We start from the raw sequence: 22,595 nt of genomic DNA on the forward strand, positions 1-22,595 counted from the left end.
TTTATCTAACCCGGGTCGGGGGCCATTATTCTGGCGAACCTCTTCACTAAATTTGCCGCAAATGTTACAAATATCCTGCTGGCCTGGTTAATAATCTGCGGGTTTGCCTTTTGCGGGGCGGGGCGACCTAGGGCCGCCCCGCCGTACTACATCCGGGGTGCCCGCGACCTCCCGCCGGTGCTCATCCGGATACCCCGGGCCCGCGCGGCGGCACTGTGCGGCGGATAACGTATGCGGCATCGTGCATCACCGCATGACCGCCCCGAGAGGAGACACAGTGCCCCAGCAGGTTCGAGGTGTTATCGCCCGCAGTCCCGGCGCCCCGGTCGAGCTCGTCCCGATTGTCCTGCCCGACCCCGGGCCGCGCGATGTGGTGGTGAAGATCCAGGCCTGCGGCGTATGCCATACCGATCTGACCTATCGCGAGGGCGGGATCAACGACGAATTCCCGTTCCTGCTCGGCCATGAGGCCGCCGGTGTGGTGGAGACCGTGGGTTCGGCGGTCACCCATGTCGAGCCGGGCGATTTCGTGATCCTGAACTGGCGTGCGGTCTGCGGGCAGTGCCGGGCCTGTAAACGCGGGCGGCCCTGGTACTGCTTCGATACCTTCAACGCGAGTGTGCCGATGACGCTCGAGGACGGTACCGAACTCACCCCCGCACTCGGCATCGGCGCGTTCGCCGATAAGACGCTGGTGCACGAGGGCCAGTGCACCAAGGTGGATCCGGAGACCGATCCCGCGGTCGCCGGGCTGCTGGGCTGCGGTGTGATGGCCGGGCTGGGTGCCGCTGTGAACACCGGCAATGTCGGCCGGGGGGATTCGGTCGCGGTACTGGGTTGTGGTGGCGTCGGTGATGCCGCGATCGCGGGCGCGCGGCTGGCGGGCGCCGCAACCATCATCGCCGTGGACACCGACGCCCGGAAGTTCGACTGGGCCCGTGAACTCGGCGCCACACATACCGTCGACGCCTCCGCCACGGATGCGGTCGAGGCGATCCAGGAGCTCACCGGCGGCTTCGGCGCCGATGTGGTGATCGACGCCGTCGGCCGGCCCGAAACCTGGAAGCAGGCCTTCTACGCCCGCGACCTGGCCGGCACCGTAGTGCTGGTGGGTGTCCCGACACCCGATATGAAGCTCGAGATGCCGCTGATCGATTTCTTCAGCCACGGGGGATCGCTGAAATCGTCCTGGTACGGCGACTGCCTGCCCGAACGCGATTTCCCGATGCTGATCGACCTGTATCGCCAGGGCCGGCTCCCGCTGGACAAGTTCGTCACCGAGCGGATCGGCCTGGATGCCGTCGACCAGGCCTTCACCACCATGCACGGCGGTGCCGTGCTGCGTTCGGTGGTGGTCCTGTGACAGCGCGGGTGGAGCGGATCGTCACCGAAGGCCAGTTCTGCCTGGACGGCGGCTGCTGGGATGTGGCGAACAATATCTGGCTGGTCGGTGACGACAGCGAAGTGGTGATCATCGATGCGGCGCACGACGCCCAGCCGATCCTCGATGCGGTGGCGGGGCGCCGGGTGACCGCCATCATCTGCACCCACGCCCACAACGATCACGTGACGGTGGCGCCCACCCTGTCGGCGGCCACCGGCGCCCCGATCCATCTGCATCCCGCCGACGATGTGCTGTGGCAGCAGACGCATCCCGGCGTCGAATATCGGGCGCTGGCCGACGGCGAGGTCTTCGAGGTCGCCGGTGCCCAGCTGCGGGTACTGAACACACCGGGTCATTCGCCGGGCTCGTGCTGTCTGCACCTGCCGGACGAGGGTGTGGTCTTCAGCGGAGACACGCTGTTCGAGGGCGGTCCGGGGGCGACCGGGCGGTCGTATTCGGACTACCCGACCATCCTGGCGTCCATCAACGATGTGCTGTTCGCGCTACCGGACGAAACGGTGGTGCACACCGGCCACGGGCCGGATACCACCCTCGGCGCCGAACGCGCCAACGTCCCGGCGGCCCCGTAGGCGCGCGTGCAGGCCGGCGCGGTTCCTGCTGTCCTGTCGGCAGGAATCGCGCGGGCCTCGTCTGCGGGCAGCGGGATTCGCCGGACCGCAGAGGTAGACCATGCTGACCATCGCGACTCGCAACGGCGCTGCCCGCTCGGGGCGCTGGGACTATCCAGGGCGGACGAGTACGCGCTGTAAGCCGGACGCAGCAGGTGACCGGGTGAGGGCAGCGGTCGCAGTGGCCGCGGTGTCAGTTACGGGGTTCCAGGACGAAGATGGGGATCTTGCGGTCCGTCCAGGACTGGTAGTCGGCGAAGTCCTTGTACAGTTCGAGCAGTTTCGGCCACAGCCGATCGCGTTCGGGGTCGTCGGCGAGGCGGGCGCGGACCGGGATCCGGTCCTTACCGATCTGGATCGCGGTATCCGGCTGTGCGACCAGGTTGTAGTACCACTGCGGGTTTTTCGGCAGTCCGCCCTGTGAGGCGACGATAACGGTGTTCGCGCCGTCGCGCAGGTACAACAGTGGGATCGTGAACTGCTTGCCGGATTTGCGCCCGATGTGGTCGAGCAGCAGTGTCGGTACCGGTTTGCGGAACCCCGCCCCCACGCGCCAGTTCCCGCCGATACGGCCGCCGGTGCGTTTGTACGCCCAGGTATTGACCTTGGACATGTACTTGATGAAGGTCGGAACCAGGGACGAATCGAGCTGTTTGGGTCGGTCCATCAGTCTTACCGAAGCTTTCTTCTCACTGCTCAGCGCAGGATCAACAGGGCCGATTTCTCGATGAGGTCGGCGATATCGGCGTAGGACGCATACCCCATACCGGCCCGCACCAGCGCGCCCGCGTAGACGAGTTCGAGGGAGACCACGATCTCCGGATCGGCGCCGGGGCCGAGGGCACGTTCGATCCGGGTGCGGATCTCCAGGCCGATCCGGGCCCGCAGATGTGCCACATCGGGGTCGCGACCCAGCAGTGCGCTGGTCACGGCTCCGGCGACTTCCTGATCGTCGGCGACGAGCAGAGCGATGGAACGCAGTTCGGCCACCACTCGGACCGTCGGATCGGGATCCTCGCTGACCGGGGAATCCGCCGCCACCAGCCGTCGCCAGAAGATCTCGGCGACGAGGTGTTCCTTCGACGAGAAATAGGTGTACGCGGTGGCAGTACCCACACCGGCCGCGGCGGCGACCATCCGAATGGTCATCCCCGCGAAACCTTCGCGTGTGAGCACCTCCACCGCTGCCTTCGTCAGTTTGTCGACCGTATCGGCCTGTTTCGCGGACAGGCGGCGACGGGTCGCTTCGACGACGAGAGGTTCACCTTCGGACATGTGCCTGAATGTACCGTTTCACGCTTTCGCGGCCGCAATCCCGGCCCGGCGGCCGTAGAAGCTGCCGTCGCCCAGGGAGGTTCCGCTGGCGTAGCCGCCCGCGCAGACACCGGAGGTGCAGCGTCCCGCGGCGAACAGCCCGGCGATCGGCCGGCCGTCGACATGCAGGACCCGCGAATCCAGGTCGGTACGCAACCCGCCCAGGGTGAACCCCGCGGTGAAACCGCGCATATCGAAGGCCGCGAACGGGCCCTCGAGCGGTTTGGTCCACTCGGGCTTCTTTCCGAGCAGCGGGTCCTGGCCGTTCGCCGCGTACTTGTTGTAGAGCTCGACGGTGCTCTGCAGCGCGAGTTCGGGCAGGCCCATATCGGCTTCGAGTTCGGCGATGGTTTCCGCCGCCCAGGTGGGCGGCTGCCGGAAGAACGGTGTGGAGGTTTCGGTGGTGAGCGATTCCTCGTAGGCGGCCTCGCCGATGATCAGATACGCCTGGTTCTCCTGATGGAACAGCGTCATCTGCCCGATCCGGCCCGGATAGGTGTCCTCCGGGACGTAGCGCTGCCCGCGGCCGTTGACCATGATGCCGCGCGCCATCATCTGCGGGTCACCGAAGAAGGCGACCTCGGTGGCGTCCATATGCGCCAGATCGGCGCCGAGGGCCTGGGCCAGCCGGATGGCGATACCGTCGTGTTCCTCGATGGCCGCGCCCGGGCGGCCGATGAGCCGGGGGGCGAACCCTTCGATCATCTGCTCGTGATAGGCGAAACTGCCGGTGGCCAGGACGACCCCGCGTTCGGCCCGGATGGTCAGCTCCTTGCCGTACTGTTTGGCGATCACGCCGACCACCCGGTCGCCGTCCACGATCAGCCGCTGGATCCGGGTGTCGTATTCGGCGGCGACGCCCAGTTTTTCGGCGGTTTCGGCGAGCGGTTTCATCAGCATGTAGCCGCCGCCCTTGGAACCCGTCCGCTTGTTCGACATCTGCGGAACGTGGCCGCGGGGTGCCGGATCGGCGACGGTGTTGAACGGTGCGGCGTTTTCGCCACCGGTGTACATGAGGCCTTCGTCGTGCGGGGGTTCCCAGCCGGGCTCACCCCAGAATTCCTCTTTGAAGGGCACGCCGTTGGCGACCAGCCATTCGTAGTGTTCGACACTGCCCCGGCAGTAGTCGGCGATCTTTTCCTTGTCGACACCCGGCCCCAGTGCGGCGACCATGAATTTCTCCATGTTCTCCGGACTGTCCTCGAAGCCCAGCGCACGCTGCAGCGGTGTGCCGCCGCCGAGGTAGATGAATCCGCCGGCCAGCGCCGCGGCCCCGCCCCAGCCGCTGGTGCGTTCCAGGATGAGCACCTGCGCCCCGGCCCGCGCGGCCTCGATCGAGGCGCAGACCCCGGCGATCCCGTAACCGGCGACCACCACATCGGTGGTGCGGTCCCATTCCGTGACCTCGGCGGCGGACAGCGGTCGGATGGTGGTGGCGTCGGCCATTATTCGGATTCCTTACTGTCGTTCTGCACCGTGGGGTCGGCATCCTGCGGCCCGGCAGCGGTGCCCTCCTGCCCGGCGATGCTGCCACGGGAAGCCTGGTGGGTGCCCGAACTGTCTCGCTGAGCGGGGGCGGCGGATTCCCAGGTGGCCGAGATCTCGCCCTGCCCGACGCCGAGCCCGTCGCCGAAACGCGCCAGCGCAAGGGCTGCCAGTGGCAGTTCCGTGCCCAGCCGGCCGCCGAGTCCCAGCGCCAGGGACAGGTCTTTTTCGCCGAGTTCGCGGACATGGGTGAGGATGGGCAGCCAGAAATCGCCCTCTTCGATGGGCGCGGTGGTATCACGCAGCATGATCGAACCCGCGCCGCCGGTCACCGCATCCGAATGGCGGACCACCTTGCCGAGCGCGGTGATATCGAGCCCGGCCGCCTCGGCCAGTCGCTGCGCCTCGGTGGCGGCGGTGAACGAGATGAAATGCAGCAGGTTGCGAGCCAGTTTCATACGAGTGCCGGCCCCGACCTCGCCGGCGTGCACCACCAGATCGGCGAAGCAACCGAAGGGTTCCCGGACCGCGGCCACGGCGCTTTCGCTACCGCCGGCCATCACCGCGAGCCGGCCGCTGTTCGCGCCCGCGGCACCGCCGCTGATCGGGGCGTCGACCAGCTCCACGCCGCGTTCGGCGCACAGCCGGGCGAATTCGACGGCCGATTCGTCGCCGACCGTGGAATGCACGGCCACCACAGTCCCCGGCGCGGCGGTGCTCAGCACACCGTTCTCGCCGGTCAGCACGGTGCGGACCTGCTGGTCGTTCACTACCGCGATACAGATGACACCGCATTTCGCGGCGAGTTCGGCCGGGCTGCCGGCGGCCTCGGCGCCGGCGTCGGCGAACGGTTGCACGGCTTCGGGCCGGGTATCGCATACGGTCAGCCCGCCGGACCAGTCCAGCAGCTTCTTCGCCATCGGGGCGCCCATATCGCCCAGGCCGATGAAACCGACCCTGGTGCCGCCCCCGTCGCCGCTCATCAGCGGATCACCTGACCGCCGTCGACGCAGAAGATCTGCCCGGTGACCCATTTCGCATCGTCGGACAGCAGGTACAGCAGCGCGCCGGCCATATCCTCCGGGGTGCCCATCCGCTTGAGCGGCAGGCGGCTGACCATTTCCTTGACGATGCTCTCGGGCGTGGTGGTCTTGGTGGCCTCGGTATCGGTCGGGCCGGGGGCGATCGCGTTGATCCGGATGTTCGACCCGCCGAGCTCGGTGGCCAGCTGCTGGGTGAGACCGTTGATACCGACCTTGGCCAAGCCGTAGAAACCGCTGTATACGTAGGCGGCCGTGGACGATTGGTTCACGATCGAGCCGCCGCCATTGGCCGCCATGTTCTCCCAGACCGCGCGGGTCATCACCAGCGCGCCGTCCAGGTTCACCGACATGAACTTCTTGTAGTAGTCCCACGGCACGGTGAGCAGCAGATCCAGTTTCATCCCGCCGTAGATGGCGGCATTGTTGACCAGATGGTCGATCTTGCCGTACTTCTCGACGGTGAAATCGGCCAGCGCCTTGGCCGATTCCGGATCGGAGACGTCGACCGGATGGAACGATGCGGTGCCGCCGTCGGCCACGATCTTCTCGGCGACGGCCGTACCGCCCTCGGCGTTCAGGTCCGCGACGACTACGGATGCGCCTTCGGCGGCCAGCGCCTGCGCGTAGACCTCGCCGATACCGCGGGCGGCGCCGGTGACGATGGCGGTGCGACCGGTGAAACGAGCCATGGGATCGAGCTCCTCGCTGCTGTGGAAAGCCTGGTGGGAAAGAAGTTTCGGATTACTGCGCGGCCGGTGTGCCGCGGCTACTGTGCGGTCGCGACGAGCTTGGTCTCGAGGTACTCCTCGAATCCGGCGACCCCCATCTCGCGGCCGATACCGGACTGTTTGTAGCCGCCGAACGGAGCGTCGGCGCTGTACCACATACCGCCGTTGACGCCGAGGGTTCCGGTGCGTACTCCGTCGGTGACCCGCCGGATCCGTTCGGGGTCCTTGCCCCAGACCGCGCCCGACAGGCCGTACGGGGAATCATTGGCGATCCGGACGGCCTCGTCGTCGCCGTCGTAGGGCAGTACCACCAGGACGGGGCCGAAGATCTCCTCCTGGGCGGCCTTCGCACTGTTGTCGAGATCGGCGATCACGGTGGGTTCGACGAAGAACCCGCGCTCGTGTTCGGCCGGGCGTCCGCCACCGGTGACGATGCGGCCGCCGTCGGCGCGGGCACTGTCGATGTAGCCGAGTACCCGGGAGCGCTGCCGGTCGGAGATCACCGGACCGCAGACGGTGCCGGGGGAGGTGGGGTCGCCGGGCCGGATTCCGCTCATGGTGGCCGCCACGGCCTCGACCGCCTCGTCGTACCGGGCGCGCGGCACCAGCAGCCGGGTGGTCAGGGCGCAGCCCTGGCCGGCGTGGACGCACAGCGAGAAGCCGGCGTAGCTCACGGCGGTGGCCAGGTCGGCGTCGTCGAGCACGATGAAGGCCGATTTGCCGCCCAGCTCGAGGAAGGTTTTCTTCAGATTCGCCGCGGCCGAGGCCATGACGGCCCGCCCGGTACCGGTGGAGCCGGTGAAGCTGATCAGGTCGACGCGGGGGTCGCCGGAGAGCTGGGCGCCCAGGCCGTGATCGGAGGAGGTGACGATATTGACCACACCGGGCGGGATATCGGTTTCCTCGGTGATGATCGAACCCAGCGCCGCCGCGCACCACGGAGTGTCGGGGGCCGGTTTCAGGACGATGGTGTTGCCGGCCGCGAGGGCCGGGCCCAGTTTCGCGAAGTTGATCTGATGCGGGAAGTTCCACGGTGTGATCGCCCCGACCACGCCTACCGCCTCGCGGCGGATCACCCGGTGGGTGCTGATCCCCATCGGCGCCGAGACTCCGAGTTCGGTTTCCCATTCGTAGTTCGCGGCGAGCTGGGTGGCGAAGCTCAGATCCTCGATCGGGCCCTCCAGCTGGGGGCCGCTGGTGAACATGATCGGGGCGCCCACCTCGGCGACGGTGATCTCACGCAGTTCTTCCGCATGCGCCTTCAGTGCCGCCTGTAGCTGTTCCAGGCAGCGCACCCGGAAGGCGTGGTCGCGGGACCAGTCGGTCTCGTCGAAGGCGGTGCGGGCGGCGGCGATGGCGGCGTTCATATCGGCCGCGTCTGCGTCGGCCGCGGTACCGATGACCTCTTCGGTCGCCGGGTTCACATTGTCGAACACGCCGTTGCCGCCGGCGACGAGGCTACCGCCGATCAGCAGTCGGGAGCTGTCACCGGGCAGAAGACTGTTCATTAAAGACCCCAATACTGTCTGGACAGGTGTATGGAATATAGTCCGGACTCTTCTGGTAGTGCAAGAACCGGTTCTAGTTATTGTCGCGGCGCCGCGCCGCTGGTACCGTCCAGACACATGTCCAGCTATGTGTCTCCCCCTGGCGGGTGCACCGCCCCGTCCGGCGAGAACTCGTTATCGAAACAGAGGTGGATCCGATGACGGCAGCATCGTTGGAGCCGGTGACGTTCGACCCGTACGACTACGCCTTCCACGAGGACCCGTACCCGACGTACGCCCGGCTGCGTGCGGAGGCACCGCTCTACTACAACGCCGAACTCGATTTCTACGCGCTGTCCCGGCATGCCGATGTGACGAACGGTTTCCGCAACGCCACGCAGCTGTCCAACGCCAACGGCGTCTCCCTCGATCCGGCCGCCTGGGGCCCCGACGCCCACCGCACCATGTCGTTCCTCGCCATGGACGATCCCCGGCATATGCGGATGCGGCGCCTGGTGTTCAAGGGTTTCACGCCGAAGCGGGTCGCGGATATGGAAGCCCGTATCCACGAGCTCACCCTCGAATACCTGGTCCCGGCCCTCGAACGCGGCGAATTCGACTGGATCGAGGAAGTTGCCGGCAAACTGCCGATGGACGTCATCTCCGAGATGATGGGCGTACCGGCCGCCGACCGCGCCGAGATCCGCCGGATGGCCGATATGGTCATGCACCGCGAGGACGGCGTCACCGATGTCCCGGATTCGGCGATCGAGGCCTCGCTGAACCTGGTCGTCTACTACGCGAACATGGTCGCCGAACGCCGCGAGAACCGCACCGACGATCTCACCTCCGCGCTGCTGGACGCCGAAATCGACGGCGATTCACTGACCGACGACGAAATCATCGGTTTCATGTTCCTGATGGTCGTCGCCGGTAACGAGACCACCACCAAACTGCTCGGTAACGCCCTGTACTGGGCCTCTCGCAACCCGGAACAGTACGCCAAGGTCGCCGACGATACGGAACGCGTCTCGGACTGGGTCGAGGAGACCCTGCGCTACGACACATCCAGCCAGATGGTTGCGCGGACCGCCACCGAGGATCTCGAATACCACGGCAAGGTGATCCCGGCCGGTGCCAAAGTTCTGCTGCTGATCGGTTCGGCCAACCGTGACGCGGAAGTCTTCGACGACGGCGACAGCTTCGATCTCGACCGCGCCGAAAAGGGCAACCTCGCCAGCTTCGGCGCCGGTGTGCACTTCTGCCTCGGCGCCCATCTGGCCCGGCTGGAGGCCACCGTCGCCCTGCGTGAATTCGCCTCACGCGTCAAGTCCTATCGGGTGCGCGAGGACGGTATCGAACGCGTGCACTCGAGCAATGTGCGGGGCTTCGCCAAGCTCCCGATCGCCGTGGAGGTGCGGTAATGCCCCGGTTCGAACCCCATCCCGAGAAGCGGCCCGCCATCGTCGCCGGTGCGTCGTCCGGTATCGGCGCGGCCACCGCGGTGGAACTGGCCGCCCAGGGGCATCCGGTGGCGCTGGGCGCACGCCGGGTGGAGATCCTCGAGGATCTGGCCGGCAAGATCCGCGCCGACGGCGGGACCGCGTTCGCGCACCGCCTCGATGTCACCGACCAGTCCTCCGTGGACGAATTCGTGGCCGCGGCCGAAAAAGCGATCGGACCGACCGAGATCCTGGTTTCCGGGGCCGGTGATATCGAATTCGGCCTCATCCAGGACATGGATCCCGGTGATTTCGCGCATCAGGTGCAGATCCATCTGATCGGCGCACACCGGATGGCACATGCGGTGCTGCCCGGTATGACGCAACGCCGCCGTGGCGATGTGGTGCTCATCAGCTCCGACTGCGCGCCGCATCCGCGCCCGTGGAACGGCGCCTACAGCGCGGCCAAGGCCGGGGTCGAGGCCATGGTGCAGCAGCTGCGAATGGAACTCGAAGGCACCGGTATCCGCGCCTCGCTGGTGCGGCCGGGGCCGACGGTGACCGGTATGGGGATGAACGCCAAACCCGAGGTCGTGGGCCCGCTGCTGGAGTCCTGGCAGTCGTGGGGGCTCGCCCGGCATCCGTACATGCTGCGCGCGAGCGATCTGGCGCGCGCGGTCTCGGCGGTCGTGGGCACCCCGCGCGGGGCGCATCTGGTGCTGGTCGAGGTGCAACCGGAGGCGCCGCTGCGGCCGCTGCCGGAAGAAGGAAAGGAATCCTGATGACAACCGCACTGCCTCCGGGGTTCGATTTCACCGACCCCGGCCTGTGGGAACAACGCAGTCCGGTCGAGGAATTCGCGATGCTGCGGCGCACCGCCCCGGTGTGGTGGAACGCCCAGACCGACGAAGCCTCGGGCGGTTTCAACGACGGCGGGTACTGGGTGGTCAGCACCCTCGAGGACGTCAAGGAGCTGTCCCGCAACCCGGAGCTGTATTCGTCGCAGCAGAAGGGTTCGATCGTCCGGCTGCCCGGCGATATCACCCCGGACCAGATGGCGCTGACCGGTGCGCTGCTGGTGAATATGGACCCGCCCAAGCATTCCAAGGTGCGCCGGATCGTCTCCAAGGGCTTCACCCCGCGTGCGGTGGAGGGGCTGCGTGACGCGCTCACCGAGCGGGCACACAAGATCGTGCACGAGGCGAAGAAGACCGGTGGCGGTGATTTCGTCACCCAGGTCGCGTGTGAACTGCCCCTGCAGGCGATCGCCGAACTGCTCGGCGTACCGCAGGAAGACCGGCGCAAGGTGTTCGACTGGTCGAACCAGATGCTCAACTACGACGATCCCGAATACGGCGACCCCACCGTCGCGTCCGCGGAAATCCTGGGCTACGCCTGGAATATGGCCGAGCAGCGCCGCGGCTGTCCGGCCGACGATATCGTCACCCAGTTGGTGAACGCCGACGTCGACGGTGAGGGCCTGGCCTCCGACGAGTTCGGTTTCTTCGTCATCCTGCTCGCCGTCGCCGGTAACGAGACCACCCGTAATGCCATCACGCACGGTATGAAGGCGTTCGTGGACAATCCGGAACAGTGGCAGCTGTACCGGGAGCAGCGCCCGCGCACCGCGCCGGACGAGATCGTGCGCTGGGCCACCCCGGTGACGGCGTTCCAGCGCACCGCCACCGAAGATCATGTGCTCGGCGGACAGGAGATCAAGAAGGGGCAGCGCCTCGGATTGTTCTACAGCTCCGCCAATTTCGACGAGGCCGGCTTCGAGAACCCGTTCTCCTTCGATATCCTGCGCGACCCCAATCCGCACGTCGGATTCGGTGGTACCGGCACTCACTACTGCGTCGGCGCCAACCTCGCCCGGCTGGAAATCGACCTGATGTTCAACGCGATCGCCGACGCCATGCCCGACCTGAAATCGGTATCCGATCCGGTACGGTTGCGTTCGGGGTGGATCAACGGGATCAAGAGTTGGCAGGTGCGCTACGAATGAACGTCCGAGATATTCCGGTGAACACACTGTCCGGTTCGGCGACCACGCTCGGCGAGCTGGTGGGTGACCGGGCGGTACTGCTGGTCAATGTCGCGTCGAAATGCGGTCTGACCCCGCAGTACAGCGGTCTGGTCGAATTGCAGAATACATACGGCGATCGCGGTTTCAGTGTCGTCGGCTTCCCGTGCAACCAGTTCATGGGCCAGGAGCCGGGGACCGCCGAGGAGATCGAGCAGTTCTGCTCGACCACTTACGGGGTCGATTTCCCGCTGCTCGAGAAGGCCGATGTGAACGGTGACGGCCGCCATCCGCTGTACCGCGAGATTGTCGAGACCCCTGACGCCGAGGGTGCCGCCGGCGATGTGCAGTGGAACTTCGAAAAGTTCCTGATCAGCCGCGACGGGACCGTGGCGGGCCGATTCCGGCCGACCACCGCACCGGATGCGGACACGCTGATCGCGGCGATCGAGAAAACGCTGTAACCGATGCCGTAACGGCTTATGATCGAGGCCCGTTCACCCCAGTGGTGAGCGGGCCTTTTTCACTTTCTACCTGCGAAGATGTCGGATCGCGGCGAATTCCGGACGCAATCGGCGAAAACCGTACCGACCGGGTCGAATCACCCATAACATGGACAACTGTCTGGACATAAATCCGGTTCAGTTCGGCACAACGGGGTGCCGAACATCGCAAGGCAGGTGAGTGGTGGTACCCGTACACACCCAGTCCGATCGGCACACGACGACACGGCGCAAGATCTGGAACGCCGTGCAGTACAAGCTCGCGGCGCTGGCCATGATGCTGGTGCTCGTCCTGATCGTGGTGGTCTCGCTGACGATGTTCCTCGGGGGGTTCACCCCGGAAAAGCACGTTGCCGTGGTGGTCCCGCGCAGCGGGCTCGTCATGGACCCCGACGCCAAGGTGAAATTCCGCGGCGCGGAAGTGGGCCGGGTGGGCACGATCCAAAACGAGAACGGGGAGGTCCGCCTCGAACTCGATATGAACCCCGATCTCATGGGCCTGGTCCCCGCCAACGCGCTGGTGGATATCCGGTCCACCACGGTGTTCGGCGCCAAATACGTCAACTTCGTCGAACCCGCCGAACCCGCGGGCCGGCTCCGGCCGGGGCAGGTACTGCGCGGTGAATCGGTGACCGTCGAATTCAACACCCTGTTCGAACGGCTCACCGAAGTGCTGGAGATGGTGGAACCGGCGAAACTCAACGCCACCCTCACCGCGCTCGGCACCGCCCTGCAAGGCCGCGGCGAGCGACTCGGCGACCTCCTGGTGAACGCCGACCGGCTGCTCCGCGAACTCAACCCGAGCCTGCCCGCGCTCCGGCACGACTTCCAGGCCGGCGCCCACGTGACCAACCTCTACGCGGATACCGCGCCCGACCTGCTCCGCACCGTCGACAACGCCACCACTCTCAGCAACACCCTCACCGAGAACGAGCAGAACTTCGACACCCTGCTGCTGGAAACGATCGGCCTGGCCGATACCACCGGTGCGGTGCTGACCGAGAACGAACAGAATCTGGGCACCGCACTGGATCTGCTCCTGCCCACCAGCGATCTGCTGGACACCTACCGGCCCGCGCTGGACTGCACGATCCGCGGGCTGGCCACGGCGATGCCACTGGCCGAGGATCTGGTCGGCGGCCGCGTTCCCGGTGCGTCCTTCAACGCCGGCTTCATGTACGGCGCCGAGGCCTACAAGTACCCCGAAGACCTGCCCAAGGTGAACGCGACCGGTGGGCCGCGCTGCGACGGGGTGCTGGACCGGGTGCCCGGCAGCCACGCCGACTACGTGGTCACCGACACCGCCGAGGTGCACCCGTACATACCGTCGACCCGCATCTATCAGAACCACCCGACGGTGTTCCAGGTGCTGTTCGGGGGTCTGCCGGGCGTGCGGTGACCGGTACGGCCCCGCGGGCCTCGGCCGGAAAAATCCTCAGGTCAGGACTGATCGTCCGGCCGGCTCGGCCCCGGCCGGACACACATCACGCCACCACACGGCTTATCGGTGAGCGCCGCCGGTGTGGGATGCACGGTCGGCCGGCGATGCGCCGGAGCCCGGAGCTCGTCACGCCGGCGACCCCGGGGACCACGAGCGGTGCGATGCCGCCTCACCACGCGGCTCCGGTCCGATAACCCGGACGGCCGGGCGCCGCCGCCCGGTAGCAGGTGGCCGGGGGGAGGAAGGAGCCGGAGCGGGCCACCGGATCCAACGGTGTCTCGACGGGCCTATCGGTCGGTGGCCGGTAATGCATAGGACACAGTGTCGCTCATCGTGCACCCGGCAGGTACGACCGGGTTTGCCCGGAAGGACGCAGATCACGCCACGCCGGTCGGCGTCCGGGCCGTCGACGCCCTACCCGATGTGTTCGCGGAGGTAGGCGAGATCTTCGGCCATACCTTCGGCGGGCGTTTCCAGCACCACAGGTGCGTCGGCGGTGCGACACACCTCCGCGAGCAGTTCCGGGTCGATGGTGCCGGAGGCGAAATTGGCATGCCGGTCGGCGCCGGAATCGAAGGCATCGCGCGAGGAGTTCAGATGCACGAGATCGATCCGGCCGGTGATCGCGCGGATCCGTTCCACCACGCCCACCAGCTCTTCGCCGCCCGCCCAGGCATGGCAGGTGTCCAGGCAGAAGCCGGCGCCGTAGTCGCCGACCGCGTCCCACAGGCGGGCGATCGTATCGAAATGCCGGGCCATGGCATGGTTTCCACCGGCCGTGTTCTCGATCAGGATCGGTACCGCGAAACCGCCCTTGTCCTGCTGGCGTTCGAACAATTTGCGCCAGTTGACGAACCCGGCCTCCATCTCCGCGTCGGACCGCACATGACCACCGTGCACGACCAGGCCGAACGCACCGATATCGGCGGCGGCCTGCGCCTGTAGCGCCACCGCGTTGCGCGACGGCATCCGTAACCGGTTGTTGGTGCTGGCCACATTGATCTGATAGGACGAGTGCACCACCACATCGATCGGGCTGGCGAGGATCTGTTCGGTGGCGGGATGGGGTACGGGTTTGTCCCAGCTCTGCGGATCCACCACGAACAGTTGTACGACATCGGCGCCGAGTTGCTCGCCGTACCCGATCGGGTCGCTGTCCATCCGGACGTGTGCTCCAATGCGCATACCGTCAGACTATCGGCCGGCACCGACACCGCGCCCTCGCCTTGCGCCGGGGCGGTGCGGGAAGATACACCGGTAGAATCGTGCACGACCCGACGAGGGGGAATTCGGCGATGCTCCAGCCTGGTGAGGACTTCGCGGGCTATCTCATCCGGCGGCGCCTGGGTGTCGGCGGAATGGGCATGGTCTTCCTCGCCAGACATCCGCGGTTGCCCCGGTTGGTGGCCCTCAAACTGCTCAACCCGGACCTGTACTCCGATAGGGAGATCCGGCTGCGTTTCGAACGCGAATCCGAACTCGCCGGCCGGCTCGAGCACCCCAATATCGTCACCGTCTACGACCGCGGTGCCGAGGGAAAACAGCTGTGGATCTCGATGCAGTACGTGCCCGGGTCCGATGCCTCGCTGGTGGACCTGCAGGTCCTGGACCCGCGCCGGGCGGTGCAGATCATCGGCGATACCGGGGTCGCCCTGGACTTCGCGCACGCCAACGGGGTGCTGCACCGGGATGTGAAACCGGGCAATATTCTGCTCGCCAAACCGCCCATCGGGCAGCCGGAACGGGTGCTGCTCACCGATTTCGGGATCGCCGGGGTCCGCGACGCCGAAACCACCATCGCCGCGGCCGATACCATCACCGCGACCCTGGCGTACGCGGCGCCTGAACAGCTCACGGGGGCGAAACTGGATCATCGCGGTGACCAGTATTCGCTGGCCTGCACATTGTTCTGGCTGCTCACCGGATCCGGCCCGTACCCGGGCAACAACCCGGCCGAACTCATCCAGGCACATCTCACCGCGCCGGTCCCGCGGCTCAGCCGGATCAGGCCCGGGCTGCCGCCGGCGCTGGACGAGGTCATGGCGCGTGCCCTCGCCAAGAATCCGGCCGAGCGGTTCCTGAGCTGCACCGAATTCGCCGCCGCCGCGCAGCTGGCGCTGCGGCCACCGGGGCCACGGGGCGGGCGCGCCCCAGGCCCGGGGGTGCGTTTACGTCCCGGACCCCGGCACGGCCCCGGTGGCCCCGGCTACGGTTCAGGGGAGTTCGGGCAACCGGGCGTGCGGGGTACGCCGCCGTACCGATCCACCGAATACCGTCAAGCCGGTGTGGTTCCGCCGCGGTACGCGTCCAGCGAATACCGGCATCCGGGTCCGGCGGTACCACCGCACGGAACCAGCGAATTCCGCCACCCGCACGGTGCCGGCCCGCGGCCCGGGGGCGCCGGTAATCGCCCGCCGCCGAATGCCGGAGTGCCACCGCCGGCCCCGAACGAACTCCGGCCACCCGGCCCCGGGACCCGCGGTCCCGGCGACCTCCCACGGCCGGTCGATCGGCCCCGCGCCGAACCCGCCGACCCGGCGGTCATCGATCTGCCCCGCTTCCGGCGCCGCCCGGGCGCGGACCCACCCGAGACGGGCAGTCCGCCGCCGCGCCCCGGCGCTACTCCCTGACCGGTACCAGCGCAGTCCACCGTCCGACGGCGCCTGCCGGAACGCGCCTCGTCCAGGTGCAGTCTGTATCCGATCCGGCCGTAGCCGATGCGGCGGTATGCACGGGCGGTCCGACCGGGCGAAGCGCCCCCGCGCAGGCGCGCCGGGCATCTCGCGTGCTGGTTTGCCCGGCGGCGAGAGCCGTCGGCGGAGCATCGACTCCTGCTATGGTTTCGATGATTTCGCGTGACCGAACCGCTGCGGTCCGGTCACGCTTTTCGTCTACGCAGGTGCTGCCGGTGGGTCCCGGTGGTGTGGCGGGAATTGGAGCGGACATGCTGGCCAACGGCGATGTTTTCGCCGGCTATGTCATCGACCGGCAACTCGGCCGGGGTGGGATGGGCTCGGTCTACCTGGCGAAACATCCGCGACTGCCGCGGATGACGGCGCTGAAACTACTGAATCGGGAGATGTTCTTCGATAAGGAGGTGCGCGCCAGATTCGAACGGGAGGCCGATCTGGTCGCCCGCCTGGACCATCCCAATATCGTGACGGTGTACGACCGCGGGCTCGAGGACGAGCAGCTGTGGATCTCCATGCAGTACATCGACGGTATCGACGCCGCGTCGGTCGATCCGCAGAAACTGCCGCCAGAGCGGGCCGTGCAGATCATCGCCGAAACCGCCTCCGCGCTGGACTACGCGCACGGTATGGGGGTGATGCACCGCGACGTCAAACCGGCCAACATTCTGCTGGCGCGATCCACCGGCGGCCGCGGCGAACGGGTCTACCTCACCGATTTCGGTATCGCGCGGTTGCGCGACGACACCGGGCATCTCACCCAGACGGGCACGTTCACGGCCACGCTGGCCTATGCGTCACCCGAACAGCTCACCGGTGCCGATCTGGACCACCGCTCGGACCAGTACTCGCTGGCCTGTTCGCTGTACTGGCTGCTCACCGGCAACGGTCCATTCACCTCCACCAACCCGGCCGGGGTGATCCAGGGCCATCTGCAATCGCCGCCGCCGTCGCTGAACGCGGCCCGGCCGGAACTGCCGCCCGCGCTGGACGTGGTGCTGGCCAAGGCGATGGCCAAACGCCCCGACGACCGCTTCGCCTCGTGCAGTGAATTCGCCGAGGCCGCGAAGCAGGCGCTGACCGCTCCGGGTGCACCCGTTATCGGGTCGGGTCCGCCCACCGCGGTCGCGGCGACATATCAGCCACCGAACGTCCCGTACAGCAGCGGAGCGAATCCGTATCCGAGCACCGCCGCACCGCAGCCCTATGCCAGCGGCACCCAGGCGCAGCCGTACGGCGGTGGTGTCCAGCAGCCCCCGCCATACGTCAGCGGCGCACAGCAGGGGCAGCAACCGCAGTACGCCGGCGGTTTCCAGCAGCAGCCGGTCGATATGGGACGGCCCGGCGGGGACATGCAGCACCAGCAGCCCTACGGGAGCGGACCGGGATATCCGAACCCCGGCCAGCCGTACGGCGGCGGTTCGGGTGCCTACACCCAGCCCACCAGCTATCCGCAGCCGATGGGGCAGATGCCGCAGGGCGCACCGCCGCCGGCCAAATCGAATACCGGGCTCATCGCCGCCATCTGCATCGGCCTCGTGGTGCTGATCGGAGTGGTCATCGGTGTCGTGGCCCTCGCCACCGGCGGCGACGACGGCAACGGAAACCAGGCCGGCGCCGCCACCAGCACCCAGACCACCGTCGCCCCCGTCCCGGCCAACTCGGATTCGATCAGCAAAGAATTCCCCCGGATGGTGCCCGCGAACAAAGACGAGGAAATCGGCTACGACGGCGCCAAATGCTGGGAAACCGATGACGGCTACACGCCCACCCCGGACGACGGCGAACCCGATTTCGGGAAATGGTCCTGGCAGTGGCGCTGCTACGGCGGCGGCAACAACGAAGACCCGTTCTACCGGATCTACATCTACGACTCCGCCGCCGAGGTGGACTCGGTGGTGAAGGGCCTGCCCGCCACGGCCGAGAAATCCACCGATACCAACGGCAGCCGCACCTACACCAACTACAAATGGGACAGCGACGGCCCGAAAATGATCACGGTATTCACCAACCATCCGGAGCGGGCGCAGTACCTGATGTACACCGACGGCATCGTCGGCACCATCCCCGAGATGGTGACCTGGTGGAAGTCGGCGCCGCTGTAATTTTGGCGGCTGTGTCTATTGGCGCCGCCTGCGGCGGCGCGGGTTTTGGCCCCCTTTGGTCCCTGCGGTCAGCGCTCGATGCTCGCGGCTGCGCCGCATTGCATCGAGCACTGACAGCAGGGACGGGCCAAAACCTTTCAGGGCCTCGTAAGACTCGGCGGCGCCGTTGGTTGCGTTGGGTTGTTCCGGGGCCTCGCTGGACTCGGTGCTGCCGTTGGTTGGGTTGGGTTCCCCCGGGGCTTCGCTGGGCTTGGCGGCGCCAGGCTGCAGCCGGTGGCGAGCGAGTCCAGTTCGCGCCTGCCTCCGGCGCCGGTCGGATCACACAGCGGTGCTCGTACTTCGCGATGGCGAGCAGCCGGTACATAGCCTCGATCTCTTCCGGTTCCGTGTTGGTTTGGGTTGGGGTTCCCCGGAGCTCGGCGGCGCTGTTGGTTGGGGTGGGGTTTTTCCGGGGGCCTCGCTAGGAGGGGGTGCCGCTGGGCACGTTGGTATGAGTGTGGGGTTGCCATAGAAACCAGGGCGCCGGCGACGATGAGAACGGTGCCGGTCAACGCCATCTCCAGCGCACTGAGGAGTGACGCAGGTGCCTGGTGGTCCTGCTCCTTGAAGGCGTCGGGTGATACACCCCGCTACCAGAGGACGACGGTGCGGGGCCCGGGGTCAGGGGTATCCCGGATGGCGCGGCAGCGCGCGGCCCGACAGACTGGACCCATGACTGCTCATGCTGTCGATACGGAGTCGGCCGGTCCCGGGTCCACTGTCGCCGCCGGTGCCCTCGAACTCACGAAGGTCTACGGGTCCGGGGAAACCCGGGTCACGGCGTTGGACGCGGTATCGGTCGAACTCACCCGCGGGGAATTCACCGCCATCATGGGGCCGTCGGGTTCGGGTAAATCCACCCTCATGCACTGTCTGGCCGGGCTGGACGCGGCGAGTTCGGGGCAGGTGCGGATCGGCGATACCGAGCTCACCGACCTCTCCGACAAGGAGATGACGGCCCTGCGGCGGGACCGGATCGGATTCGTCTTCCAGGCGTTCAACCTGGTCCCCACGCTCACCGCGCTGGAAAACATCACCCTGCCGCTCGATATTGCCGGTCGCCGGCCCGAAGCGGAATGGCTGGCGACCGTACTGAAGCGGCTGGGTCTGGAGGACCGGCTCGGTCACCGGCCCAGCGAGCTGTCCGGTGGGCAGCAGCAGCGGGTCGCGTGCGCTCGGGCGCTGGCGGGCAAACCGGAGATCATCTTCGGTGACGAACCAACCGGCAACCTGGATTCCCGGTCCTCCGGTGAAGTGCTCTCGATCCTGCGGGCCGCGGTGGACGAATTCGGCCAGACGGTGGTCATCGTCACCCACGAACCCGCCGCCGCCGCGTACGCGGACCGGGTGATCTTCCTGGCCGACGGTCGTATCGTCGACGAGATGCGCGATCCGACGGCCGAGACCGTGCTGGACCGGATGAAAGCGCTGGAGGCCCGGTGAACCCTCGCACCGCCGGGCACCGGACCGACCGGGGTGCGGGGGCTCCCCGCACGACACAGGAGAGCCGATAGTGGCCGCACACCCGATGCGCACGGTGGCCCTGCGCAATCTCGCCGCGCACAAGGTCCGGCTGGCGCTCACGCTGCTGTCCGTCGTGCTCGGAACCGCGTTCATCGCGGGCTCTTTTGTCTTCACCGATACGCTGCAACGCACCTTCGACGGGATCTTCGCCAATGAAGCCGCCGGGGTGGACGTCCGGTTGAGTCCCGAGGAACGGCAGTCGCCCGGTATCCCGCAGGAGGTGGCCGACGATGTGGCCGCCATGGACGGGGTCCGGACCGTGGCGCCCGGCATCGAGGGCTCGGTGGTGCTGCTCGACCCGGCCGGCGAGAAAGCCGTGCAAACCGGTGGGGCACCGAGCTTCGGTCTGGCCTATCTGCCGCCCGAGCGGTCGGTCGCCCAACCGGACCCGTTCGTCGCGGGCGTACCGCCGACCGAACCGGGGCAGGTCGCGCTCAACACCGGCGCCGCCGAAACCGCGGGGCTCGCGGTAGGTGATCGCACCAAGGTGCTGGTGCCCTCCCACCCCGGCCCGATCGATGTCACCGTCACCGGGCTCTACGCCCCGGCCACCGATACCGGCGGGTTCATCGGAGTGCAGTTCACCGAGGCCCAGGCCCGGGAACTGTTCACCGACGGCGCGCATATCGCCTATCTCGATATCGCGGCCGAGGGGATCCCCGGCGATACGCTGCGTGACCGGCTGTCCATGCTGTACCCGGACTACAAGGCGCAGAACGGGGATCAGGTCCGCGCGGAGATGAAGGCCGACATCTCCGAGGCACTGAACTTCCTGAACTACTTCCTGCTCGCGTTCGGCGCCATCGCGCTGATCGTCGGCACCTTCATCATCTACAACACCTTCTCCATGCTGGTGGCGCAGCGACTGCGGGAACTGGCACTGTTGCGCGCCGTGGGCGCCGGTCGCGGGCAGGTCGGCCGCTCGGTGGTGGCCGAAGCATTGATCGTCGGTGTCATCGGCAGCCTGCTCGGGCTGCTCGCGGGTATCGCGCTCGCGTACGGATTGGCCGCGGTGCTGAACGCCTTCGACCTCGGCCTGCCGACGGGAACCATGGCCGTTCTGCCGCGCACAGTACTGGTGGCCTTCGCGGTCGGGTTGCTGGTGACCGTGGTGAGCGCGTACGCACCGGCCCGGCGTGCCTCCCGGATTCCGCCGGTGCAGGCGATGCGCGAGGAGTTCGCCTCCGCCGGCGACTCGCTGCGGGGCCGCACGATCGCGGGCGCGGTTCTCGCGGTCGCGGGTGTGGTGCTGGTGGTGCTGGGTGCACGGAACACCGGGGGTGGTGCCGCGGCGGTCGTCGGAGTCGGCGCACTGGGGCTGATCCTCGCCGTACTGTTCGCCGCCCCGGCATTGTCGCGGCCCGTGCTGGCCGGGCTCGGCTGGCTGATCCGGCCGTTCGGCCCGATCGGGCAGATGGCGCGCAACAACGCGGTCCGCAATCCGCGGCGCACCGCGGCCACCGCATTCGCGCTGACCCTCGGACTGATGCTGGTCACCGCGATCGGGATGCTGGGCGAATCGGCGAAGGTCAGCATTTCCCGGCTCGTCGATCAAGGTGTGGAAGCCGATTATGTTCTCGCCGGACCGCCGATGATGGGTGTACCGGCCGGCGCGAGCGACGCGGTCCGGGAAAAGGTGCCTGCGGCCGCCGACGTCGTCGGACTACGCGGGGTAGCGCTGAAGATCGGCGACGACGACGAATTCGGCACCTCGCCGGACGGCCCGCTCGAACAGGTCGTGAATATCGAAATACTCAGTGGCACAGCATCTCTGGGGGATTCGGAAATTCTGCTCAGCGAGGACGAGGCAACCGAGCACGGGGTCGGCGCCGGCGAACAGCTGGTGATCAACACCCTGGGTGGCGCCGAAATCCCGCTGACCGTATCCGGTGTGTACGCGGATTCGCAGGTACTGGGGCCGCTGATCGTACCGTCGGCGGTCTACGAGAAAGCGATGCCGGTATCGATGCGGACCGAAGCCGCGGTACTGATCAAAGCGGCACCCGGTACCGACCTGGCGGCCATGCGGACCGACCTGGAACGGGCCACCGAGGAATTCGTGATCGTCCAGGTGCAGGACCGCGAGCAATTCAAGGGCGAGAACGCGAAGCAGATCAACAATATGCTGGCGATCCTGTACGGCCTGCTCGCCCTGGCGGTGGTGATCGCCGTGCTCGGGATCGTCAATACGCTCGCGCTGTCGGTGGTGGAGCGACGACGCGAAATCGGTATGTTGCGCGCGGTCGGTACCCAGCGGTCGCAGGTCCGGCGCACCATCTATCTGGAGTCCATGCTGATCGCGGTCTTCGGTGCCCTCGTCGGTGCGGTTCTCGGGCTGGGACTCGGCGTCGGATTCCTGCGCACCCTGCGCGATCTCGGTCTGGATCAGATCGCGGTGCCGTGGGATCAGTTGGTGTACATGCTGATCGGTTCCGCGGTGGTGGGAGTACTGGCCGCGCTGTGGCCGGCGGTGCGTGCCGCCCGCACACCGCCGCTGGCCGCCATCGCCGATATGTGAGCTGTAACATGGCGCCGCCACCGGCGGCGCGGGGGTTTGGGGGGGGGGGCGGGGGGCAGAGGAAAAAAAAACAAACGACACCCCCCCCCCCCCCCCCCCCCCCGCCCCACCCCCCCCCCCCCCTCTTCCTCGGGGCTGGCGGGGGCTGTGGCGCGGCGGGTCGGGGGCGGCGTGGCCCCTTCCTCCTCCCCCCTCCCCCCCCCCCCCCCCCCCCCCCCCCCCCCCCGCGCCGCCGGAGGC

Annotated in this window: 18 protein-coding genes; 11 read left to right on the forward strand and 7 right to left on the reverse strand. The window is 67.5% G+C overall.

Going from position 1 to position 22,595, the window contains the following annotated elements; genetic code table 11:
• Nucleotides 1-277: 277 nt before the first annotated feature.
• Both QH196_RS18660 and QH196_RS18665 read left to right on the forward strand, forming a co-directional pair.
• Nucleotides 278-1,363, forward strand: coding sequence for an S-(hydroxymethyl)mycothiol dehydrogenase (locus QH196_RS18660; RefSeq protein WP_280417081.1), 1,086 nt, complete (start codon nucleotides 278-280; stop codon nucleotides 1,361-1,363).
• Nucleotides 1,360-1,974: an MBL fold metallo-hydrolase gene (locus QH196_RS18665; protein WP_280417082.1), complete on the forward strand. Its 615-nt coding sequence runs from the start codon at nucleotides 1,360-1,362 to the stop codon at nucleotides 1,972-1,974. Before QH196_RS18660 ends, QH196_RS18665 begins: the two co-directional genes overlap by 4 nt.
• A gap of 232 nt (nucleotides 1,975-2,206) precedes the next feature.
• Here the strand turns inward: QH196_RS18665 and QH196_RS18670 are convergent, their stop codons facing one another.
• From QH196_RS18670 to QH196_RS18695, 6 genes are all read right to left on the reverse strand, one after another.
• Entirely contained in the window at nucleotides 2,207-2,680 is a 474-nt protein-coding gene (locus QH196_RS18670) for a nitroreductase family deazaflavin-dependent oxidoreductase (RefSeq protein ID WP_280417083.1), read from the reverse strand.
• Between the two features lie 29 nt (nucleotides 2,681-2,709).
• The gene (locus tag QH196_RS18675) at nucleotides 2,710-3,288 is read right to left on the reverse strand and encodes a TetR/AcrR family transcriptional regulator (protein ID WP_280417084.1); all 579 of its coding nucleotides are present in this window, start codon (nucleotides 3,286-3,288) and stop codon (nucleotides 2,710-2,712) included.
• Between the two features lie 18 nt (nucleotides 3,289-3,306).
• Nucleotides 3,307-4,773: an FAD-dependent oxidoreductase gene (locus QH196_RS18680; protein ID WP_280417085.1), complete on the reverse strand. Its 1,467-nt coding sequence runs from the start codon at nucleotides 4,771-4,773 to the stop codon at nucleotides 3,307-3,309.
• A complete protein-coding gene (locus QH196_RS18685; RefSeq protein ID WP_280417086.1) occupies nucleotides 4,773-5,795 on the reverse strand; it encodes an NAD(P)-dependent oxidoreductase in 1,023 nt (340 codons plus the stop codon). Before QH196_RS18685 ends, QH196_RS18680 begins: the two co-directional genes overlap by 1 nt.
• Nucleotides 5,795-6,544, reverse strand: coding sequence for an SDR family oxidoreductase (locus tag QH196_RS18690; protein ID WP_280417087.1), 750 nt, complete (start codon nucleotides 6,542-6,544; stop codon nucleotides 5,795-5,797). Before QH196_RS18690 ends, QH196_RS18685 begins: the two co-directional genes overlap by 1 nt.
• A gap of 77 nt (nucleotides 6,545-6,621) precedes the next feature.
• The gene (locus QH196_RS18695; protein ID WP_280417088.1) at nucleotides 6,622-8,091 is read right to left on the reverse strand and encodes an aldehyde dehydrogenase; all 1,470 of its coding nucleotides are present in this window, start codon (nucleotides 8,089-8,091) and stop codon (nucleotides 6,622-6,624) included.
• A gap of 197 nt (nucleotides 8,092-8,288) precedes the next feature.
• Between QH196_RS18695 and QH196_RS18700 the strand changes: the two genes are divergently transcribed.
• The 5 genes from QH196_RS18700 to QH196_RS18720 all read left to right on the forward strand — a co-directional run bounded on the left by QH196_RS18700 (nucleotide 8,289) and on the right by QH196_RS18720 (nucleotide 13,437).
• A complete protein-coding gene (locus QH196_RS18700) occupies nucleotides 8,289-9,494 on the forward strand; it encodes a cytochrome P450 (protein ID WP_280417089.1) in 1,206 nt (401 codons plus the stop codon).
• The gene (locus QH196_RS18705; RefSeq protein ID WP_280417090.1) at nucleotides 9,494-10,294 is read left to right on the forward strand and encodes an SDR family oxidoreductase; all 801 of its coding nucleotides are present in this window, start codon (nucleotides 9,494-9,496) and stop codon (nucleotides 10,292-10,294) included. The genes QH196_RS18700 and QH196_RS18705 overlap by 1 nt, the downstream gene beginning before the upstream one ends.
• Nucleotides 10,294-11,517, forward strand: a complete 1,224-nt coding sequence (locus QH196_RS18710; RefSeq protein ID WP_432279512.1) for a cytochrome P450 — start codon at nucleotides 10,294-10,296, stop codon at nucleotides 11,515-11,517. Before QH196_RS18705 ends, QH196_RS18710 begins: the two co-directional genes overlap by 1 nt.
• Nucleotides 11,514-11,999 (forward strand): glutathione peroxidase, encoded by a 486-nt coding sequence (locus tag QH196_RS18715; protein WP_280417091.1) that lies wholly within the window; start codon nucleotides 11,514-11,516, stop codon nucleotides 11,997-11,999. The genes QH196_RS18710 and QH196_RS18715 overlap by 4 nt, the downstream gene beginning before the upstream one ends.
• A gap of 313 nt (nucleotides 12,000-12,312) precedes the next feature.
• The gene (locus tag QH196_RS18720; RefSeq protein WP_280417096.1) at nucleotides 12,313-13,437 is read left to right on the forward strand and encodes an MCE family protein; all 1,125 of its coding nucleotides are present in this window, start codon (nucleotides 12,313-12,315) and stop codon (nucleotides 13,435-13,437) included.
• A 456-nt stretch (nucleotides 13,438-13,893) separates the two neighbouring features.
• On the opposite strand, the gene QH196_RS18725 is transcribed toward QH196_RS18720, so the two are convergent.
• Nucleotides 13,894-14,664, reverse strand: coding sequence for a deoxyribonuclease IV (locus QH196_RS18725; RefSeq protein WP_280417092.1), 771 nt, complete (start codon nucleotides 14,662-14,664; stop codon nucleotides 13,894-13,896).
• 110 nt (nucleotides 14,665-14,774) lie between these two features.
• Here QH196_RS18725 and QH196_RS18730 point away from each other — a divergent pair, with 110 nt between their 5' ends.
• From QH196_RS18730 to QH196_RS18745, 4 genes are all read left to right on the forward strand, one after another.
• Nucleotides 14,775-16,109, forward strand: coding sequence for a serine/threonine-protein kinase (locus tag QH196_RS18730; protein ID WP_280417093.1), 1,335 nt, complete (start codon nucleotides 14,775-14,777; stop codon nucleotides 16,107-16,109).
• Nucleotides 16,110-16,423: 314 nt separating this feature from the next.
• Nucleotides 16,424-18,274 carry a serine/threonine protein kinase gene (locus QH196_RS18735; RefSeq protein WP_280417094.1) on the forward strand — a complete coding sequence of 617 codons (1,851 nt, stop codon included), beginning with the start codon at nucleotides 16,424-16,426 and terminating at the stop codon, nucleotides 18,272-18,274.
• Nucleotides 18,275-18,985: 711 nt separating this feature from the next.
• Nucleotides 18,986-19,756, forward strand: coding sequence for an ABC transporter ATP-binding protein (locus QH196_RS18740; protein WP_432278056.1), 771 nt, complete (start codon nucleotides 18,986-18,988; stop codon nucleotides 19,754-19,756).
• A gap of 85 nt (nucleotides 19,757-19,841) precedes the next feature.
• A complete protein-coding gene (locus QH196_RS18745; protein WP_280417097.1) occupies nucleotides 19,842-22,355 on the forward strand; it encodes an ABC transporter permease in 2,514 nt (837 codons plus the stop codon).
• Nucleotides 22,356-22,595 lie beyond the last annotated feature (240 nt).

Origin of the sequence: Nocardia carnea, from assembly GCF_029868325.1 — a bacterium.
GTDB classification, from domain to species: domain Bacteria; phylum Actinomycetota; class Actinomycetes; order Mycobacteriales; family Mycobacteriaceae; genus Nocardia; species Nocardia carnea_C.

Coding starts and splice junctions, on each gene's coding strand:
- QH196_RS18670 (WP_280417083.1), bottom strand. CDS start 2,680: ATGGACCGACCCAAACAGCTCGATTCGTCCCTGGTTCCGACCTTCATC.
- QH196_RS18725 (WP_280417092.1), bottom strand. CDS start 14,664: ATGCGCATTGGAGCACACGTCCGGATGGACAGCGACCCGATCGGGTAC.
- QH196_RS18700 (WP_280417089.1), top strand. CDS start 8,289: ATGACGGCAGCATCGTTGGAGCCGGTGACGTTCGACCCGTACGACTAC.
- QH196_RS18730 (WP_280417093.1), top strand. CDS start 14,775: ATGCTCCAGCCTGGTGAGGACTTCGCGGGCTATCTCATCCGGCGGCGC.
- QH196_RS18690 (WP_280417087.1), bottom strand. CDS start 6,544: ATGGCTCGTTTCACCGGTCGCACCGCCATCGTCACCGGCGCCGCCCGC.
- QH196_RS18735 (WP_280417094.1), top strand. CDS start 16,424: ATGCTGGCCAACGGCGATGTTTTCGCCGGCTATGTCATCGACCGGCAA.
- QH196_RS18715 (WP_280417091.1), top strand. CDS start 11,514: ATGAACGTCCGAGATATTCCGGTGAACACACTGTCCGGTTCGGCGACC.
- QH196_RS18680 (WP_280417085.1), bottom strand. CDS start 4,773: ATGGCCGACGCCACCACCATCCGACCGCTGTCCGCCGCCGAGGTCACG.
- QH196_RS18705 (WP_280417090.1), top strand. CDS start 9,494: ATGCCCCGGTTCGAACCCCATCCCGAGAAGCGGCCCGCCATCGTCGCC.
- QH196_RS18745 (WP_280417097.1), top strand. CDS start 19,842: ATGCGCACGGTGGCCCTGCGCAATCTCGCCGCGCACAAGGTCCGGCTG.
- QH196_RS18675 (WP_280417084.1), bottom strand. CDS start 3,288: ATGTCCGAAGGTGAACCTCTCGTCGTCGAAGCGACCCGTCGCCGCCTG.
- QH196_RS18685 (WP_280417086.1), bottom strand. CDS start 5,795: ATGAGCGGCGACGGGGGCGGCACCAGGGTCGGTTTCATCGGCCTGGGC.
- QH196_RS18710 (WP_432279512.1), top strand. CDS start 10,294: ATGACAACCGCACTGCCTCCGGGGTTCGATTTCACCGACCCCGGCCTG.
- QH196_RS18720 (WP_280417096.1), top strand. CDS start 12,313: ATGATGCTGGTGCTCGTCCTGATCGTGGTGGTCTCGCTGACGATGTTC.
- QH196_RS18695 (WP_280417088.1), bottom strand. CDS start 8,091: ATGAACAGTCTTCTGCCCGGTGACAGCTCCCGACTGCTGATCGGCGGT.
- QH196_RS18740 (WP_432278056.1), top strand. CDS start 18,986: ATGACTGCTCATGCTGTCGATACGGAGTCGGCCGGTCCCGGGTCCACT.